Source organism: Streptomyces sp. NPDC002790 (assembly GCF_040295505.1).
Classification (GTDB): domain Bacteria; phylum Actinomycetota; class Actinomycetes; order Streptomycetales; family Streptomycetaceae; genus Streptomyces.
In genome coordinates this window covers 219,681-237,063 of sequence record NZ_JBEOVM010000001.1, presented here as the reverse complement: position 1 = coordinate 237,063, position 17,383 = coordinate 219,681, and the positions used below count along the sequence as shown (strand labels likewise).

At 71.8% G+C, this 17,383-nt stretch carries 17 protein-coding genes; 7 read left to right on the top strand and 10 right to left on the bottom strand.

From position 1 onward, the window contains the following. Nucleotides 1–71: 71 nt before the first annotated feature. Nucleotides 72–500 (bottom strand): STAS domain-containing protein, encoded by a 429-nt coding sequence (locus ABT004_RS01085; protein ID WP_351330537.1) that lies wholly within the window; start codon nt 498–500, stop codon nt 72–74. 637 nt (nt 501–1,137) lie between these two features. Here ABT004_RS01085 and ABT004_RS01080 point away from each other — a divergent pair. After that, nucleotides 1,138–2,133, top strand: a complete 996-nt coding sequence (locus tag ABT004_RS01080; protein ID WP_351330536.1) for an NUDIX hydrolase — start codon at nt 1,138–1,140, stop codon at nt 2,131–2,133. Here the strand turns inward: ABT004_RS01080 and ABT004_RS01075 are convergent. Continuing rightward, entirely contained in the window at nt 2,103–2,840 is a 738-nt protein-coding gene (locus tag ABT004_RS01075; protein ID WP_351330648.1) for an MBL fold metallo-hydrolase, read from the bottom strand. The genes ABT004_RS01080 and ABT004_RS01075 overlap by 31 nt on opposite strands. Before the next feature lie 99 nt (nt 2,841–2,939). After that, complete coding sequence (locus ABT004_RS01070) at nt 2,940–4,301, bottom strand: dipeptidase (RefSeq protein WP_351330535.1); 1,362 nt, start codon at nt 4,299–4,301, stop codon at nt 2,940–2,942. Between the two features lie 143 nt (nt 4,302–4,444). Here ABT004_RS01070 and ABT004_RS01065 point away from each other — a divergent pair, with 143 nt between their 5' ends. Next, on the top strand, nt 4,445–5,683 hold the full coding sequence (locus ABT004_RS01065; RefSeq protein ID WP_351330533.1) for a geranylgeranyl reductase family protein: 1,239 nt from the start codon (nt 4,445–4,447) through the stop codon (nt 5,681–5,683). Between the two features lie 3 nt (nt 5,684–5,686). Here the strand turns inward: ABT004_RS01065 and ABT004_RS01060 are convergent, their stop codons facing one another. Beyond that, a complete protein-coding gene (locus ABT004_RS01060) occupies nt 5,687–6,145 on the bottom strand; it encodes a nitroreductase family deazaflavin-dependent oxidoreductase (RefSeq protein WP_351330531.1) in 459 nt (152 codons plus the stop codon). Nucleotides 6,146–6,294: 149 nt separating this feature from the next. Between ABT004_RS01060 and ABT004_RS01055 the strand changes: the two genes are divergently transcribed. The 3 genes from ABT004_RS01055 (at nt 6,295) to ABT004_RS01045 (ending at nt 9,031) form a co-directional block, all read left to right on the top strand. Further along, a complete protein-coding gene (locus tag ABT004_RS01055) occupies nt 6,295–7,020 on the top strand; it encodes a TetR/AcrR family transcriptional regulator (protein WP_351330529.1) in 726 nt (241 codons plus the stop codon). 101 nt (nt 7,021–7,121) lie between these two features. Continuing rightward, entirely contained in the window at nt 7,122–8,369 is a 1,248-nt protein-coding gene (locus tag ABT004_RS01050; protein ID WP_351330527.1) for a sensor histidine kinase, read from the top strand. Further along, nucleotides 8,366–9,031 (top strand): response regulator, encoded by a 666-nt coding sequence (locus ABT004_RS01045; RefSeq protein ID WP_351330525.1) that lies wholly within the window; start codon nt 8,366–8,368, stop codon nt 9,029–9,031. The genes ABT004_RS01050 and ABT004_RS01045 overlap by 4 nt, the downstream gene beginning before the upstream one ends. Nucleotides 9,032–9,052: 21 nt before the next feature. Here the strand turns inward: ABT004_RS01045 and ABT004_RS01040 are convergent, their stop codons facing one another. The 3 genes from ABT004_RS01040 to ABT004_RS01030 all read right to left on the bottom strand — a co-directional run bounded on the left by ABT004_RS01040 (nt 9,053) and on the right by ABT004_RS01030 (nt 12,017). Continuing rightward, nucleotides 9,053–9,796 carry a maleylpyruvate isomerase family mycothiol-dependent enzyme gene (locus ABT004_RS01040; RefSeq protein ID WP_351330646.1) on the bottom strand — a complete coding sequence of 248 codons (744 nt, stop codon included), beginning with the start codon at nt 9,794–9,796 and terminating at the stop codon, nt 9,053–9,055. 71 nt (nt 9,797–9,867) lie between these two features. Further along, on the bottom strand, nt 9,868–11,112 hold the full coding sequence (locus ABT004_RS01035) for an MFS transporter (RefSeq protein WP_351330523.1): 1,245 nt from the start codon (nt 11,110–11,112) through the stop codon (nt 9,868–9,870). Nucleotides 11,113–11,237: 125 nt separating this feature from the next. Beyond that, nucleotides 11,238–12,017, bottom strand: a complete 780-nt coding sequence (locus ABT004_RS01030; RefSeq protein ID WP_351330522.1) for a DeoR/GlpR family DNA-binding transcription regulator — start codon at nt 12,015–12,017, stop codon at nt 11,238–11,240. A 157-nt stretch (nt 12,018–12,174) separates the two neighbouring features. Here ABT004_RS01030 and ABT004_RS01025 point away from each other — a divergent pair, with 157 nt between their 5' ends. Further along, the gene (locus ABT004_RS01025) at nt 12,175–13,107 is read left to right on the top strand and encodes an SIS domain-containing protein (protein WP_351330520.1); all 933 of its coding nucleotides are present in this window, start codon (nt 12,175–12,177) and stop codon (nt 13,105–13,107) included. 34 nt (nt 13,108–13,141) lie between these two features. Then, the gene (locus ABT004_RS01020; RefSeq protein ID WP_351330518.1) at nt 13,142–13,993 is read left to right on the top strand and encodes a class II fructose-bisphosphate aldolase; all 852 of its coding nucleotides are present in this window, start codon (nt 13,142–13,144) and stop codon (nt 13,991–13,993) included. Between the two features lie 48 nt (nt 13,994–14,041). Here the strand turns inward: ABT004_RS01020 and ABT004_RS01015 are convergent, their stop codons facing one another. From ABT004_RS01015 to ABT004_RS01005, 3 genes are all read right to left on the bottom strand, one after another. After that, nucleotides 14,042–14,710, bottom strand: a complete 669-nt coding sequence (locus ABT004_RS01015; protein WP_351330517.1) for a TetR/AcrR family transcriptional regulator — start codon at nt 14,708–14,710, stop codon at nt 14,042–14,044. A gap of 40 nt (nt 14,711–14,750) precedes the next feature. After that, nucleotides 14,751–15,323 carry a VOC family protein gene (locus ABT004_RS01010; protein WP_351330515.1) on the bottom strand — a complete coding sequence of 191 codons (573 nt, stop codon included), beginning with the start codon at nt 15,321–15,323 and terminating at the stop codon, nt 14,751–14,753. 344 nt (nt 15,324–15,667) lie between these two features. Then, on the bottom strand, nt 15,668–17,323 hold the full coding sequence (locus ABT004_RS01005; protein WP_351330514.1) for a putative glycoside hydrolase: 1,656 nt from the start codon (nt 17,321–17,323) through the stop codon (nt 15,668–15,670). Between the last annotated feature and the right edge of the window lie 60 nt (nt 17,324–17,383).

The following is a 17,383-nucleotide window of genomic DNA, read 5'->3' as shown; positions in this document are numbered from 1 at the left end:
CCGACGGGCGCGCCGTCGCCGCTGTCCGGCCGGCTGCCGGCCCCGGCGCACCCCGGGCACGCAGTCGTCGGCTACGCGGGCAGTTGCCGGTCCCGGCGGACCGCCTCGCCCACCGTCCAGGCCGGCGCCAGCAGCCCGGTCAGGCCGCCCAGCGTGATGAGGCGCAGGGTGAGGCGGTCGCGGCAGACCACGGTGACGCGGCCGTCGTGCTCGCCGGCCCTGTTCGCGGCGCGCTCCAGGAGCCTGAGGCCGGAGCAGTCGATGAACGTGGTGCCGGTCAGGTCGACGACGACCACGCGATAGGGTCCGGCGGCCACCGAGTTGAGCATCGGGGAGATCCGGTGGAACGTCAGGATGTCGATCTCACCAGAGAGTTCGACCACGACGCAGTCACCGACGGTGCGCAGCCGCGGCGTGAGGACGCCGTCCTCCGGTGCGGATGTGATGTCGATGGGTCCGAAGGCGCTGAAAGCGCCGTCCTGTTGCCCACTCTGTAGCATCTGGCCCCCCGGGTCACATGCCCGGCCGGGTCCGAAGGCGGTACCGGCGGGCGGAACGAGGCCACCGGGGTCCTGGGTGCCTGGCCGATCACGCTAGCCGGAGGCTTCCCCCGCTGTGGTGGCGTAACGATTCCCGAGCGGCATACGTCACTTGAAGGGGTGAGTAAATCCGAAATCGCTTGACGTCCAGGGCTGTTCCTCTAGGGACGTCATCCGTGTGTTTCGCGCACACCCCGTGTGAACTCCGCACCGTCACCAGGCGTGCGCACACGGTGTCGCCCACCCTCGGTGCACGCTTGACTGGCTCGGAGAAGTGCGGGAGGTCATGATCAGGGCCGGCCGTCGACCGTCGGGCAGCGGTGGGCGCCCTCCGTCCTGTGGGGTCTCCCGCGCGTGGCTCCGGGGCTCCCCCCGATGTCCCGGAGCCGCTCGGGCGGTGTCATGGCGTGCGACCGCCTGGTACGCAGAGCCCGCCTGCCGCGACTTCCCTGGGTGGCGGTCGGGCTCTGCGTACGGCGGGCCCCGCGCGGCGGTCCGGGAGGTCGCTGCCGTATACATCGATCCCCTCATCAGCCGCTGGTTTCCGTGACAGGGTGTTGCGGGCAAGCCACAGGGGGCCGATGGATGAGGGGGAACCGTGATCGTCTGGATCAACGGGGCGTCCCGCGCGGGAAAGACCACCGTGGCGCGGGAGTTGATCGACCTGCTCCCCGATTGCACGCTCTTCGACCCCGAGGTGATCGACGGCGAACTCGAGCGGCTGCTGCCCGCCAAGCGGCTCGCCGAGGTGAGCGACCATCAGGACCTGCCGATCTGGCGGCGCCTTGTCGTCGACACCGCCGCCGCGCTCCTCGCCGAGCTGGGCGGCGTCCTCGTGGTGCCGATGGGGCTGTTCCGCCAGGAGTACCGCGACGAGGTCTTCGGTGGGCTCGCGGCCCGGCGGATCCCTGTGTGTCATGTGCTCCTTGCTCCTGGGGAAACGATCCTGCGCGCCCGTGACCCCGCCGATGAGCCCCCCGCCGACGTCGAGCCGTACCGGGCCGCGCTCGGCGGCTGGCTCGCCGGCGACGCCTACCCCGTCGACAACGGCGCCCTGTCCCCGTACGAGACCGCCGTGCGGATCGCCGCCGCCCTGCGCACTGGGGACGCGCCGTCCTGCGACATCGTGCAGACGCCCGAGCCCACCGCCGAGACGGTCGCCGCGGGCGTGCTGCTCTTCGACGACGAGGACCGGGTGCTGCTCGTCGACCCCACGTACAAACCGGGTTGGGAGTTCCCCGGCGGTGTCGTCGAGGCCGGCGAGGCGCCCGCGCGCGCGGGGGTGCGCGAGGTGGCGGAGGAGACGGGGATCCAACTCGACGATGTACCACGGCTGTTGGTCGTCGACTGGGAGGCGCCCGTCCCGCCCGGCTACGGCGGCCTGCGCCTCCTCTTCGACGGCGGCCGCCTCACGGGCGCGCGGGCGCGCGAAGTGCTGCTGCCGGGCCCCGAGTTGCGCGCATGGCGCTTCGTGACGGAGAGCGAGGCATCCGTGCTGCTGCCCCCCGTGCGCTTCGAGCGGCTGCGCTGGGCCCTCAGGGCGCGCGAACGCGGCGCCGCCCACTACTTGGAGGCGGGAGTCCCGGTGGGGTGAGCGCGCGCCACCGCCGCCCGCAGCGCCGCGCCCGCCCCGCCCACCACCGGATCGCCGTGCCCGAAGCAGGCCACCTCGCTGTCGAGTGCGGCGAGCCGCCGGTGCGAGGCGATCGCCCGCTCCTTGTCGAGGTTGAACACGCCGAGCATCACCTGCCCGTCCAGCGGTGACACCGCGATCGCGTCGCCGGTGAACAGCACGCCGTGGTGGGGGAGATGGAGCGCGATCGACCCCTCGGTGTGTCCCGGCGCCGCGACCACGTGCGCCCCGCCGCCGAAGTCGAGCACGTCACCGTCGTCCAACTCCCTTACGTAGTAAGGGAGCACAGGGTCGACCGGAGGCGGCGGGAGCTGGGCGAGTGCCTGGGCGTGAAGGGGGCGCTCCCACTCCTCGTGAACCGGCTCGGGCCCCACCGCCTCGCCGCGCACATACGGGGCGTCGAGCCGGTGCGCGGACACCTCCGCCCCGCTCAGCCGCGCGAACTCCCCTGCCCCGCCCGCGTGGTCCTCGTGGAAGTGCGTGAGCACGATCCGCCGTACGTCACCGGGCTCGTGCCCCCACGCGCGTACAGCCTCGGCGATGGGCTGTGCGGCGCCGACCGCGCCCGCGTCGACGAGCGTCAACCCGGCCGCGTCACGCCAGAGATACGCCTGGCCGACGGCGAACCGCAGCAGCCGGAGCCGGGGCGTGACATCGATGGTCTCGATGATCGGGTACGCGTCGGTGGTGTCCATGCCGCGACCGTACGAGCCCCGTGCCCCGAGCCGCGTACGACTTGGCTCAGGGCAGAGACGTGTTGTGCGTGCTCAGTTGGCGGCCGCGTACTTCTGTAGGAAGAGGGCCTCCGCCACCGAGAGGCGCTCCAGTTCCTCGGGGGACACCGACTCGTTGACCGCGTGGATCCGGGCTTCCGGCTCGCTGAGGCCGATGAGGAGGATCTCCGCCTCCGGGTAGAGCGAGGCGAGCGTGTTGCACAGCGGAATCGAGCCGCCCTGGCCCGCGTACTGCATCTCCTGGCCGTCGTACGCCTGCCGCATGGCGTCGGCCAGGGCCGCGTACGCGGGGCTCCCGGTGTTCGCGCGGAACGGCTGGCCCTGGCCGACCTGTTCGACCAGGACCCTGGCGCCCCACGGGGTGTGCGCCTCGATGTGCGCCATGAGGAGCTTCGTGGCCTCCGAGGCGTCGGCGCCCGGCGGCACGCGCAGGCTGATCAGCGCGCGGGCGCCCGCCTGCACCGACGGCGTCGCACCCACGACGGGCGGGCTGTCGATGCCGAGGACGGTCACGGCGGGGCGCGCCCAGATGCGGTCGGCGACCGTGCCGGAGCCGATCAGGCCGACGCCGTCGAGCACCTTGGCGTCGGAGCGGAAGGATTCCTCGTCGTACTGGAGGCCGTCCCAGGACTCGCTCGCCTCCAGGCCGTCGATCGTCGTCGAACCGTCCTCGGCGCGCAGCGAGTCCAGCACGCGGACCAGGGCGGCGAGGGCGTCCGGGGCGGCGCCGCCGAACTGTCCGGAGTGCAGGTTGCCTTCGAGGGTGTCGACCTGGACGCGGACCAGCGTCATGCCGCGCAGGGTCGCCGTCGCGGTGGGCAGGCCGACGCGGAAGTTGCCCGCGTCGCCGATGACGATCGTGTCGGCGGTGAGCAGCTCCGGGTGCTGCTCGGCGTAGCGCTCCAGGCCGCCGGTGCCCTGCTCCTCGGAACCCTCCGCGATCACCTTGACGTTGACCGGCACCCCGCCGTTCGCCTTCAGCGCGCGGATCGCCAACAGGTGAAGCAGCACGCCGCCCTTGCAGTCGGCCGAGCCGCGCCCGTACCAGCGGCCGTCCGCGCGCTCCGTCAGCTCGAACGGGGGCGTCACCCACGCCGCCTCGTCGAGCGTCGGCTGTACGTCGTAGTGCGCGTACAGCAGCACCGTGGGCGCGCCTTCGGGGCCGGGCAGGAAGCCGTACACCGACTGCGTGCCGTCGGGGGTGTCGAGCAGCGCGACATCCTGGAAACCCTCGGTGCGCAGCGCGTCGGCGACCCAGTTCGCGGCGCCCTCGCTCTCGCTCTTCGGGTACTGCTCGAAGTCCGCCACCGACTTGAAAGCGACCAGTTCGGTCAGCTCCGCCTTGGCCTTCGGCATGAGCGAGGCGACGGTTTCGGCAATCGGATGCGGCGACATGGGCACGCTCCTCGTAGGTGCGACGTTGTGCAGGGTGTGCGGAAGATCCTCCCACAGAGGGCTCGCGCACTGCCCGCCGTAGGATGCCTGGGACAGGTGCGGCAGGCATTCCAAGATGGCCGAAACGGGAGCAGCAGACAGTCGTGAGCAGCGAGAATCCGGCGACGGACGGCACGGGCGGGCACGAGACGGGCGACGGGGGGCCCGCCGGGAGCGTGTGGGACGTCGTGGTGGTGGGCGCGGGCCCGGCCGGCGCCTCCGCCGCGTACGCGGCCGCGAGCGCGGGGCGTCGGGTGCTGCTCCTGGAGAAGGCCGAACTGCCCCGCTACAAGACGTGCGGCGGCGGGCTCATCGGCCCATCGCGGGACGCGCTGCCGCCCGGTTTCGTGCTGCCGTTCAAGGACCGGATCAACGCGGTGACGTTCTCCCTGAACGGCAGGTACACCCGCACCCGGCGCTCCAAGAAGATGCTGTTCGGGCTCATCAACCGGGCCGAGTTCGACGCGCAGCTCGTCGAGCACGCGCAGAAGGCCGGCGCCGAACTGCGCACCGGCGTCACGGTGACGAGCGTCGAGCAGCACGGCAGCGCGGTGCCCGACCGGCGCACCGTCGCGGTCGGGCTGCAGGACGGCGAGACGGTCCTGGCGCGGGCCGTGATCGGCGCCGACGGCAGCGCGAGCCGGATCGGGGCGCATGTCGGCGTGGAGATGGACCAGGTCGATCTGGGCCTCGAGGCGGAGATCCCCGTCCCCCGGAGCGTCGCCGAGGACTGGCAGGGGCGGGTCCTCATCGACTGGGGGCCGATTCCCGGCAGTTACGGCTGGGTGTTCCCGAAGGGCGACACGCTCACCGTGGGTGTGATCTCCGCGAAGGGCGAAGGCGCCGCCACCAAGCGGTACTTGGAGGACTTCATCGCGCGCCTCGGGCTCGCCGGCTTCGAGCCGTCCATCTCGTCCGGGCATCTGACGCGCTGCCGGGCCGAGGACTCGCCGCTCTCGCGCGGCCGCGTCCTGGTGTGTGGCGACGCGGCGGGGCTCCTGGAGCCGTGGACCCGTGAGGGCATCTCGTTCGCCCTGCGCTCGGGGCGGCTCGCGGGGGAGTGGGCGGTGCGCGTCGCCGAGGCACACGACGCGGTGGACGCGCGACGCCAGGCGCTGAACTACGCGTTCGCCGTCAAGGCCGGGCTCGGCGTCGAAATGGCCGTCGGGAAGAGCATGGTGGCGCTCTTCGAGCGTAGGCCGGGGCTGCTGCACGCGGCGCTCACCTCGGTACGCCCCGCGTGGAACGCGTTCGCGAGGATCACGCGGGGCTCGTCCACCCTGGGCGAGCTCGTGCGGGCGCATCCGGTGGCGGGGCGGGCGCTGTCGCGTCTCGACCGCTGAGGGTCATTTGACCGTGATGCGGAAGACGGGGTGGTCCGGCGAGGCGGCGGTGAGTTCGTCGTCCGTCGACTTCGCCGTGACGCCCTTGAAGTAGTCGTTGACCTGCCAGCCCCACCGCGTCAGGTAGGTGCGCAGCACCTCGCGCTTGAGTTCGTCGTCGCCGATCTCGACGGCCTCGAACGTACGAACCTTGCGGCCCACTCGCAGTTCGCCGCCGCCCGCGGCCAGCATGTTCTTCACCCATTGTGAGTGGCCGCGGGCCGAGACGAGGTACTGTGCGCCGTCGTGCGCATGCGGGTTCACGGGGATCCTCTGCATCTGGCCGCTCTTGCGGCCGCGTACCGAGAGCTCCGCGGAGCCCGCGAGGCTGAGCCCGCGGCGGGCCAGCCAGCCGATGGCCTTGTTCATGCGGATCGCCGTCGGGTTGGCCTTCAGGTAGTAGGGCTCGGGCTGTGCGTTCATGGTGGCTCCCGGAATCCTTTTGGAGAGCGGTGCTCTCACTTGAGAGCAGTGTGCACCGGATTGGTGATCCAAAGCAAGAGCGGTGCTCTCTTCTTTGAGCACCGCACCGCAATGTGTGCACCGCTCCCCATCCGTGGAACACTCGGACCATGAGTACGAGCCGCAGTACGCCCCCACGAACCAAAAGTGCCGCCCAAGGAGCCCGCGCCCGCGCCCGGCAGGAGGTCACCTCCGCCATCAAGGACGAGGCGCGCAGACAGCTCGCAGAGGACGGCGCGGCCAAGCTCTCGCTGCGCGCCGTGGCCCGCGAGCTCGGCATGGTCTCCTCGGCTCTGTACCGCTACTTCCCCAGCCGCGACGACCTGCTGACCGCGCTCATCATCGACGCGTACGACGCCATCGGCGCGGCCGCCGAGCAAGCCGACGTCGGCTTCGTGCGGACATCGCCGGCCACTGAGCGCTGGAGCGCGGTGTGCGGGGCGGTACGGGACTGGGCGCTGGCATACCCGCACGAGTACGCCCTCATCTACGGGTCGCCCGTGCCCGGTTACACGGCCCCGGACAGTACGGTGCGGGCCGCCGCGCGCGTCGGACAACTGCTCATCGGGATCGTCCGCGACGCGCACCAGGGCGGCGCGGTGACGCCGCCCCCGCTCTCCGAGGCGCTGCGGCCCGAGGCCGAGCGGATGGCCGCGGACCTCGCGCCGGATCTGCCGCCGGAGACGGTGACCGCGCTTGTCGCCGCGTGGGCGCAGCTCTTCGGGCTCATCGGCTTCGAGCTGTTCGGCCAGTTCAACCGGGTCGTCGAGGACCGCCCCGCGTTCTTCGCGCACGCCGTGGAGCGGCTCGCCCGGGACGTCGGGCTCGCCGCGTAGCCGTACACCATCGGACGCGTCACGCGTACTCCCCGGGAAGTACGCGTGATCACCTCGCACGGCGGACGCCAGGCGCCACCCCCGGCGCTTAGCGTGGCGGCATGGACGAGCAGCGCGTACGCGACGGTGGGCCGCCCCTGCAGTGGGACGGCCCGCCGTGGCTGCGTGCCCGCTGGGGACGAGGCCCGATAACGGGCGACAGGGCGTGGCCGTGGCGGTCCACACTGCTCGTCACCGCGTTCGTGCTCGTGGGGACGAACTTCGCCGCGCACGGGCAGGCGGGCGAGCGCGCGGACCTGGACGTCTTCGCGCGGCTGCTGATACTGGCCGGGGGCGCCCTGCTGCTGTGGCGCCTGCGCCGCCCCGTGCTCGTCGCGTTCGGGACCGCGGCGTGCGTGACCGTGTACCTGGGCGCCGGGTATCCGTACGGACCCGTGTTCCTGCTCGTGGCCCTCGCGTGCTTCTCCGCGATCGTGGCGGGGCGCCGGTGGGCGGCGTGGGCAGCCGCCGGGATGCTCTGGGCGGGGCATCTGCTCATCGGCCACTGGCTGTACGCGTACCTGCCGCCGACCGGCGACGGGCCCGCCGGGTGGGGCGACGAGGGCATCGTCGCGGCCTGGGTGCTCGCGGTGATGGCGATCGCCGAACTGGCGCGCGTGCGGCGCGAACAGTGGCAGCACGCGCGCGTGGAGCGTGAGAAGGCGGCCAGGCGGCGGGCCGACGAGGAACGCCTGCGCATCGCCCGCGAACTGCACGACGTGCTCGCCCACTCCATCTCCGTGATCAACGTGCAGGCGGGCGTCGGGCTCGCCCTCCTCGACACCGACCCGGAACAGGCACGCACCGCGCTGACCACCATCAAGAGTGCGAGCAAGGAAGCGCTGGGCGAGGTGCGGCAGGTCCTCGACACCCTCCGGACCCCCGGCGACGCACCCCGCGCCCCCGCCCCCGGCCTCGACCGCCTCCCGGAACTCGTCGACCAGGCCGCGGGCGCAGGCCTCACCGTCGACGTCAGCACCGAGGGGCCACGGGCCGCGCTGCCGCCGGGCGCGGACCTCGCCGCGTTCCGCATCGTGCAGGAGGCACTCACCAACGTCGTACGGCACTCGGGCTCGCGCCACGCGCGCGTACAACTGTCCTACGGGGACGCCGAGATGACGCTCACCGTCGACGACGACGGGCCCGCGACCCACGCCCGGGCGGGCGGCAGCGGCAACGGGCTCGCCGGAATGCGCGAGCGCGCCGCCGCCCTCGGTGGCACGATCGAGGCGGGCCCGCGCGCCGACGGAGGCTTCCGCGTCGTCGCCCGCCTGCCCTTCACCGCAACGCCTCAGGAGGCCCCGGAGTGATCCGCGTACTGCTCGCCGACGACCAGTCGCTCGTCCGCGCCGGGTTCAGGGCACTGCTCGACGCGCAGAGCGACATCGAGGTCGCGGGCGAGGCGGCGGACGGCGAGGAAGCGGTGCGCCTGGTGCGCGAACTGCGCCCCGACGTCGTGCTCATGGACATCCGCATGCCGCTGCTCGACGGCCTCGCGGCGACCCGCAGGATCGGCGAGGACGCGGACCTGGAGGCGGTGAAGGTGGTCATGCTCACCACCTTCGAACTCGACGAGTACGTCTTCGAGGCCATCCGCTCCGGGGCCTCCGGGTTCCTCGTCAAGGACACCGAACCGGACGAACTCCTGCGCGCCGTACGGGCCGTCGTGCACGGCGACGCGCTGCTCTCGCCGGGCGTCACCCGGCGCCTGATCGCCGAGTTCGCGGCGCGCTCGAAGGAACCGGAGACCGCGGCGCCGCTCGCCGAACTGACCGAGCGGGAGCGGGAGGTGATGGCGCTCGTCGGCATCGGCCTGTCCAACGAGGAGATCGCCCGACGCCTCGTCGTCAGCCCGCTCACCGCGAAGACCCATGTGAGCCGCGCGATGGTGCAACTGGGCGCCCGCGACCGCGCCCAACTGGTCGTCCGCGCCTACGAGTCGGGTCTCGTCCGGCCGGGGTGGCTGGGCTGAGACGCCCCACCCCGGCGCGTGTCAGACCCCCGAGTTCTCCCGCCAGAGCGCGGCGAGCGTGGCGTCGCCGCGCACGGCCGGGAACGGCAGCCGGTTCCACAGCGACAGGTACAAGCGCGCCGCGCCCCCGGTCAGTTCGCACTCCGCCTCGCCCGAGGCGCCGCGCTCGGTGACCGGGGGATCCTGCGTGATGCGCACCGTCCATACGGCGTCGGGGCCCGCGTCGGTGGCCCGTACGCGCAGGATCCGGGGCACGTCCGAGCGGACCCGGCTGCGCTCCCGGGCGTGGAAACCGGTGAGCAGCTCGTCGATGCCGTCGGCCGCGAACTCCGGTGTGATGGTGGTGGGTTCCTCATCGCCGATCCGCGCTTGGGCCGACTGCGCGTCCACGCGGTGCACCGTCGTCTCGTGCGCCTGACGGCGCGCCCAGAACGCCAGCGGCGAGGGGGCGGGGAGGAAGGCCCAGCAGTCCACGTCGGACGGTGCGCTGGTCAGGGCCTCGACGAGCTGCCGGTGGCCTTCGCGATACCAGGCGAGCAGGTCGGCGCCGTCCAGGTTGGAGCGGTCCTCGATGCCGTGCGGTTTCTGGAGTCCCGCCACGTACGAGGTCGCCCAGCGGTGCACCGCGCCCTGGTGACGTAGAAGATCGCGTACCTGCCAGCCGGGGCACGTCGACACCTTGGCGTCGACGCCCGCCTCCGTGGCGGCCGCGGCCAGCAATTGGCCCTCTTCGTCGACGATTCGGATGTGCTCGGCAATCTGCATGGACTGAGACATGGACTGAGTCATGGGCTGAGTCTGCCGTCCGAAGTACGCATCCATGCAAGCCGATTGATTCAGTTCGTCGCCACGCGCCGCGTCGCGAAGCCTATCGTGGCCGCGACGGCGGCGAGCAGCGCCACGCTTGTCAGGGCCGCGGACAGCGAGAACCAGTCCGCCATGAAGCCGATCGCGGGCGGGCCGAGGAGCATGCCGCCGTAGCCGAGCGTGGACGCGGCCGCGACGCCCGTGGGTCCGGCGAGCGCCCCGGCCCGTTCGATCGCGACGGGGAAGAGGTTCGCGAGGCCGATCCCGGTGATCGCGAAGCCGATCAGCGCGAGCCACACCGTGGGCGCCAGCGAGCCGAGCAGCATGCCGAACGCCCCGGTCAGTCCGCCCGCCACCAATGTCCGGGTCCTGCCGAGCCGTTCGAGCAGGGTCGTGCCGGTGAGCCGGCCGATCGTCATGGCGAACGCGAAGCACGAGTAGCTGGCCGCCGCGATGCCAGGGTGGGCGTGCAGGTCCTGCTCCATGTGCAGCGCGCTCCAGTCGGCCAGCGCCCCTTCGCCGTACGCCGTGCACAGCGCGATGAGGCCGAAGACAAGCACGAGGAGGCGGGTGCGGCCGTCGATGCGCACCGGCTCGCGCCGGTCGTTCTGGGGCGAGTTCTGGGTCGATTTCTGCGGCGAGTTCTGGGGCGTACGGTCCGCCGGGACCGGCGCCGGGTGGCGCAGCAGTGTCGGGGCGGCGCACGCGGTGACGATCAGGCCGAGCGTGGCGATCGCCATCAGGTGCTTCGTGGGTGTCAGGTGCGCCGCGACCAGTCCGCCGAGGCCCGAACCGACCATGCCGCCGAGGCTGAACGCGGCGTGGAAGCTCGGCATGATCGGCCTGCGAAGGGCGCCGACCAGGTCGACGGCGGCGCTGTTCATCGCCACGTTGATGCCGCCGTACGCCGCCCCGAACGCCAGAAGGACGAGGCCGAGCGTGAGGGGTGAGTGCGTGAGGGGCGGAAGGATCACGGTCAGAGGGAGCAGCACGCCGCACGCGACGGTCACCGCGTGCGAACCGAAGCGCCGGCACAGCCGTCCGGTCAGCATCATCGTGATGACGGCGCCGGCCGAGACACCGAGCAGGGCCAGGCCGAGGTCGCTCGCGGACGCCCCGGTCTGCGCCTTCACGGCAGGGATGCGCACCACCCAGCCGGCGAAGACGAAGCCGTCGAGCGCGAAGAACGCGGTGATGGCCAGGCGCAGCCGGGCAAGGGACGCGGCGCGGGGGTCGTCGGCGCTGACGGCCCGTAGTTTGTTCAGTAGCGGCACAAAGTCAGAGTAGGCGGGACTCTGTGGCCGAACAAGGGGGCTGCTCGCAGGTGTGTGTAGGTCACACGGTGAGCGCCCGCATCCGCCCCCCGCCTACACCGTGAGCGCCCCGCACCCGACCCCGCCTACACAGTGAGCACCCGCACCCCCGCCTCCTCGAAGCGTTCAAGGGTCGCCTTCTCCGCCGCCGTGTCCGTGACGAGGACGTCCACCTGCGCCAGGTCGCAGATCCGCGCGAACGCCCGGTGGCCCAGCTTGCTGGAGTCGGCCGCGACCACCACGCGATCCGCCCGCTCGCACAGCATCCGGTTGATCGCCGCCTCCGCCTCGTCGTGCGCGGACGCGCCGTGCGTGACGTCGAGGCCGACGACGCCGAGCACCGCCGTGTCGAGCGTGACCTGGCCGAGCACGCCGTCGGCGAGCGGGCCGATCAACTCGTACGACTGCGGGCGCGCGACCCCACCGGTGAGCACGATCTTGAACTGGGGCCGCACCGCAAGCTCGTTGGCGATGTTGAGCGCGTTCGTGACGATCGTCAGCGCGGGCGTCCCGGAGGCGAGGTCGGGCCGGACGGCGAGCGCCCGCGCCACCTCCGTCGTGGTCGTGCCGCCGGTGAGTCCGACCGCCTCGCCAGGGGCGAGGAGTTCGGCGACGGCCTTGGCGATGCGCTGCTTCTCGGCGGCGCCGAGCGCGGCCTTGTAGCGCAGCGGGAGTTCATAGCTGACTCCGTGCACGACGGCGCCGCCGCGGGTGCGCACCAGCATCTGCTGCTCGGCGAGCCCGTCGAAGTCGCGGCGGATGGTTGCGGCCGAGACGCCGAGCTCGCTCGCCGCGTCCTCCACGTCCAGGCGCCCGCGCTCGACGAGTAGTTCCAGGAGGGACTTCCAGCGGGCGTCGCGGGACATCGGCGGCTCCAACTCGTCGTTCGGTTCGGTGGCACGACCTTAACTGGCATGCGCACGAATGCTTGATTGTGCGCGAAAGCTGGCTATATCTTGCAGGAACACGCATTCAGTCAGCGCGCCCCCAGAGGCGTGACCAACCGCGGAGCGGGGGCACGACATGAGCAACGACCAAGGCCGCACGGGCCACAAGGAAAGCCACGTCAAGGAAAGCCACGTCGAGAACGAACTGAACAGCCAGCCGGAGTGCTGGACCCGGGCCGCGGGGCTCGCCACCCGGCACAAGGCGGCGCTGCCCGCCTCGGGGGAGCGGGTGGCGATCGTCGGCTGCGGCACCTCGTGGTTCATGGCGCAGGCCGCCGCCGCGCTGCGCGAGCAGGCGGGCCAGGGCGAGACCGACGCATTCGCGGCGTCCGAGTTCCCGGCCGGGCGCTCCTACGACCACGTGATCGCGCTGACCCGGTCCGGCACCACCACCGAGGTCCTCGACCTCCTCGCCGCCCACCGGGGCAGGGCCCGCACCACGGCCATCACCGGAGACCCGGCGACACCGATCGCGGACGCCGCCGACGACCTGGTGGTCCTGGACTTCGCCGACGAGCAGTCGGTCGTCCAGACCCGTTTCGCCACCACCGCGCTCACGCTGCTCCGCGCGCACCTGGGCCTGCACTCCGAGCAGGCGGTCGCCGACGCGCGCACGGCGCTCGCCGAGCCGCTGCCCGAGGGGCTCGTGGACTGCGAGCAGTTCACCTTCCTCGGCCGCGGCTGGACGGTCGGCCTCGCCAACGAGGCAGCGCTGAAGATGCGCGAGGCGTCCCTGTCCTGGACCGAGGCGTACCCGGCGATGGAGTACCGCCACGGCCCCATCAGCATCACCACCTCCGGCACCGCGACGTGGATGCTCGGCGAGGCGCCCGAGGGCCTCGCCGAGCAGGTCGCCGCGACCGGCGGGCTGTGGATCGAGGGCCGCCTCGACCCGCTGGCCGAACTCGTCCGCGCCCAGCGCCTCGCGGTCGCCGTCGCGGCCCGCAGGGGGCTCGACCCGGACCGCCCGCGCCACCTCACCCGCTCGGTGATCCTTGACGCCAACTGACTGCCCCGGTACAGGACTTGAGAAGGGAGGGGCTGTGCCCCTCGCAGCAACAGGGACCCTCGTGGGTGCGGCGGCGCCCCGGCGCGGCGCCGTGGCCGCGTTCAACGTGATCACCCTGGAACACATCGAGGCCGTCGTCGCCGGCGCCGAGTCGGCCGACGCCCCCGTCATCCTCCAGATCAGCGAGAACGCCGTCCGCTACCGCTACGGCCGCCTCCTGCCCCTCGCCCGCGCCGCGGTCGCGGCGGCCGAGGGGGCGCGCGTCGACGTCGGCCTGCACCTGGACCACGTACAGAGCGACGAGCTGTTGCGGCAGGCCGCGGATGCCGGGTTCAGTTCGGTGATGTACGACGCCGCGCGTCTGCCCTACGACGAGAACCTCGCGGCCACCCGCGCCGCGGCCGACTGGGGGCACGCGGGCGGGCTTTGGGTGGAGGCCGAGTTGGGCCAGGTCGGCGGCAAGGCAGGTGAGCCGCCCCTGGACGCGCACGCGCCCGGCGCCCGCACAGACCCCGGTGAGGCCCGTGCCTACGTCACCGACACGGGCGTGGACGCGCTGGCCGTCGCGGTCGGCTCCTCGCACGCGATGACCACCCGCACCGCCATGCTCGACCACGACCTGCTGAAGAGCCTCGCGGACGGCCTCGACGTGCCGCTGGTGCTGCACGGCTCGTCCGGAGTGCCCGACGACGAACTGGCGGCGGCCGTTCGCGGCGGCATCTCCAAGGTCAACGTGGGGACGGCCCTGAACATCGCGATGACCGGGGCCATCCGCGAGTTCCTCACCGCACACCCGGAAGCCGTCGACTCCCGCAAGTACCTCAAGGTGGCGCGCGAGGCGATGGTGCGCACGGTGGGCGAACTCATCGGGGTGGTGCGGGGCTGAGGGGGGGGGACTGGGGCCTGATCGAAAACGAAGCCCAAACGACAGGCCCTACGCGCGCCAGTAGACGGACTTGACCCAGATCGTGGCGAGCGCGTCGATGGCGCGCTCCTCGTCCGCCGCGGTACCGCTGTCGTCGTGCCCCATGTGGATGTAGCAGGAGTGCTCCAGCATGGCCGAGAGGGCCGACGCCGTCAGTTCGGGGTCGGCCCCGGGGCAGTACCCGTCCTTCTGCGCGCGCCGGATCTCGGCCGCGATCATCCCGGTCCCCTCGGCGCGGATCGCCAGCCACCGGTCGCGGAACTCCTCCTCCAGCATCGACGCCTGGAACACCCCGACGAGTTCGCCGCGGTGCCTGCGGTACGTGTGCCAGAACGCGGCCACCGCCTCGCGCAGCGCCTCCTGGGGTGCGAGGCCCGCGCGGTAGGGCCGCTGTGTGCGCTCGGACGCCTCGTGGTGGAAGTCCTCGGCGAGCGCCGCCAGCAGGTCGGCCTTGGTGTCGTAGTAGTTGTAGAACGATGCCACCGACTTGCCGGCCTCGGCCGCGATGTCGCTGATCCGGGAGTTGAGGTAGCCGTCCCTGGCGAACACGGTCCGGGCCGCCGCACGGAACGCCTCGTCCGTCTCCCGGCCCTTCCGGGTCGCCTTCGCCGCGCGCTCGGCGCCCGGCGGGGGCACGGTCGTCGCCTTGCGCGCGGGTCTGACGGTGTGTCTCCGCATGCCGCGGCCTTCCCGTACATGCTGCTGGGCCGGCGCGCCGTCAGCGGGCGGTGGTCGGGGAGACCCGGTCGGCCGCCGTCCGCGGGGTGTGGGCGACGTCGCCCGGCGCGCCCATCTCCCGGCGCCAGCAGGCGAATTCGAGCACGATGCCGTCCGGGTCCTGGAAGTAGAAGGACCGCACGAAGACGCCGTCGTGCAGCTTCTCGGCGCGCCCGTCCTCGCTGTCGTCGTGGTCGATGACCGGACTGACCAGGATCCCGTCCTCCTGGAGCCTGCTGTGGTACTCCAGGAACCGCTCCTCGGGCACGTTGATCGCGACGTGGTTCATGGTGCCGACCGCCGAGGTCCACTCGCCGACGCCGGGCACGGTCACCGGGCGGGACACCCCCGGCACCGCGTCGGGCGCGTCGGCGAACCAGAAGAACGCCAGCGCGTTGCCGCCGCCCATGTCGAAGAAGAAGTGCTGTCCGGTGCCGCCAGGGAACTCGATCGTCTTGATCAGGCGCATGCCGAGGACCCGTGTGTAGAAGTCCACCGTGCGCTCCATGTCCGCACACACCAGGGCGAGATGGTTGACCCCGCCCAACTCGTACTTCGGGTTCCGCCATGTCATGGGCCGGACCTCCCTGTCGTCGACCGGTGAATCCGGTTCTGAATCTAAACTCAGATTCAGAACCGCGCCAGGGTGCCGACGCGGCACAGCCGCAGGAGCACGACCGGCACGCCACAGGTGTTCGTCAGCCGTTCTCGTCAGCCGTTCTGCTGGAACACCCGTTTCCGCGGCAATGAGCCGTACTTCCTAGGTCGCGGGCGTCGAGCGCGTCGTCCTGCTCGGCAACTCCGGCGGCGGCTCCCTGATGGCCGCCTACCAGTCGCAGGCGGTCGAGCCGAACGTACTTCCCACGGCGGGCGCCGGCCCCGTGACACCACACACGTACGCGGCCGGATGGGGACGTCTCAGTCCAGCGCCCCCGCGTGGTACTGAACTCCCGGGTTCCACAGCAGGAAGCCCTTGATGCCGTCGGAGCGGGCCGCGTCGAGTTGGGCGCGGACCTCCTTGTCGCCGTAGGAGACACCGAGGGAGAAGTCCTGGATCCAGGGGACGATCTGCGCGTCGGTGTGCCGGGTCTTCTTCGCGAAGGCGGCGAGAGAACGCTTGGTGATCGGGTATGGGTGGGCGTTGGGGTCGGAGACGCCGTACTCGCCCTGCGCCCAGTGCGAGGGGTAGATCATCGGCGCGATGTAGTCGGCCTCCTGCGCGAGCAGACCCACGTCCTGGGCGATCTCCTTCGGCCGGTCGACGGCGATGCCGAACACCGAGACACCGAGGAACGCGTCGTGCTTGCGGACGGCGGCGCGGGTCTCACCGACGACGTCGGCGACGGACCGCTCGGGCGTGGTGTCACCGAGGCCAGGGAAGGACATCTTCGACATCGGGCCGTCGGGGCGGCGGATGTAGTCGTAGAGGATGTCGTCGAAGCCCAGCTTCGCGGCCTCCGCGGCCAGGTCGATGTTGTACCGCCTGACCTCCTTGTTCGCGAAGTTCGTGAACGACAACTGGCCGTAGCTGCCGCCGTTGTAGGCACCCCCGCCGGGGGTCCGCACCACGCGGTCGCGGTGCCCGGACTTCCAGGACTTGGTGGCGAGGATCGGATCACGGAAGGCGACGATGCGGCCGACGACCGTGCCCCCTGCCGCATGGATCTCCTTGATGGCCTTCTTCGCGTCGTAGTACCCCTTGGCGGCGCCCACGCTCTTCGCGAGCGGCACCTTCGAGGCGTAACCGACCTCACCGAGCTCGTCCTTGATGTCGAGCTGCACCGCGTTGATCTTCTTCTGCTTCAGCATCTTCATGACCGGCCCCCGCAGCGCGTCGGAGGCCCAGCCCTGGGCGCTGACGTGCACGGCCTTCAACAACGGCCGGTGCACCGTGAGTTCGGCCTCGTGGCGTGCGGTGTTGCCCGCGGCGTCGGTCGCGGTGACCGTCGTACGTCCCGGTGGGCGGGGGAGCCGGACGGCGAAGGCGCCGTCCTTCGCGGGCTTCGCCGTGTGCCCCGCGACGGAGACCTTCCGCGCGCCGGCCGCCGTGCCCTTGACGGTGACGGGCTGCTGGAAGCCCTCCGCCTTGGTGTCTGCCACCTTGAGTCGGGGCGCCTCGGTGTCCACCGTCAGTTTTCGGACGACCTCGGTGTCACCGGCGGGCCACGAACCGGGTTGGACGACACGTAGTTCGTGGGTGCCGTCCTTGATGTCACCGAGGCCGATGGAGAGGCTGCTGCCGTGCGAGGCCCGCGTCCGCAGGGGCTTGCCGTCGAGGGTGACCTTGAGCTGGTCGCCCTCGGCGCCGGTGACCTCGAACTCCCCCGTGCGCAGGAGCTGCGCGCCCACCTTGCCGTCGTTCGGCAGGCCGACGAGGTTGAGGGTGGTTCCGTGTGCGGCGCGTAGCGAGAGTGTGCCGCCAATGGCGAGAACCAGTGCGAGCAGTACGCAGACGAGGATGACGGGCCTTCGGCGTGGGAAGCCCGCCGGGGAGGCGCCGGCCGCGGGGCCGGAAGCGGAACCGGACGTGGGGGAGGTAGGGGAGCGGAGCCAGTTCTTCCAGTCGAGCCGCATCGGCAGATCCTCCAGGAGGTCTCGTGCGTCGTGGTCTACTGCGTCACCTTCGTGTTCTTC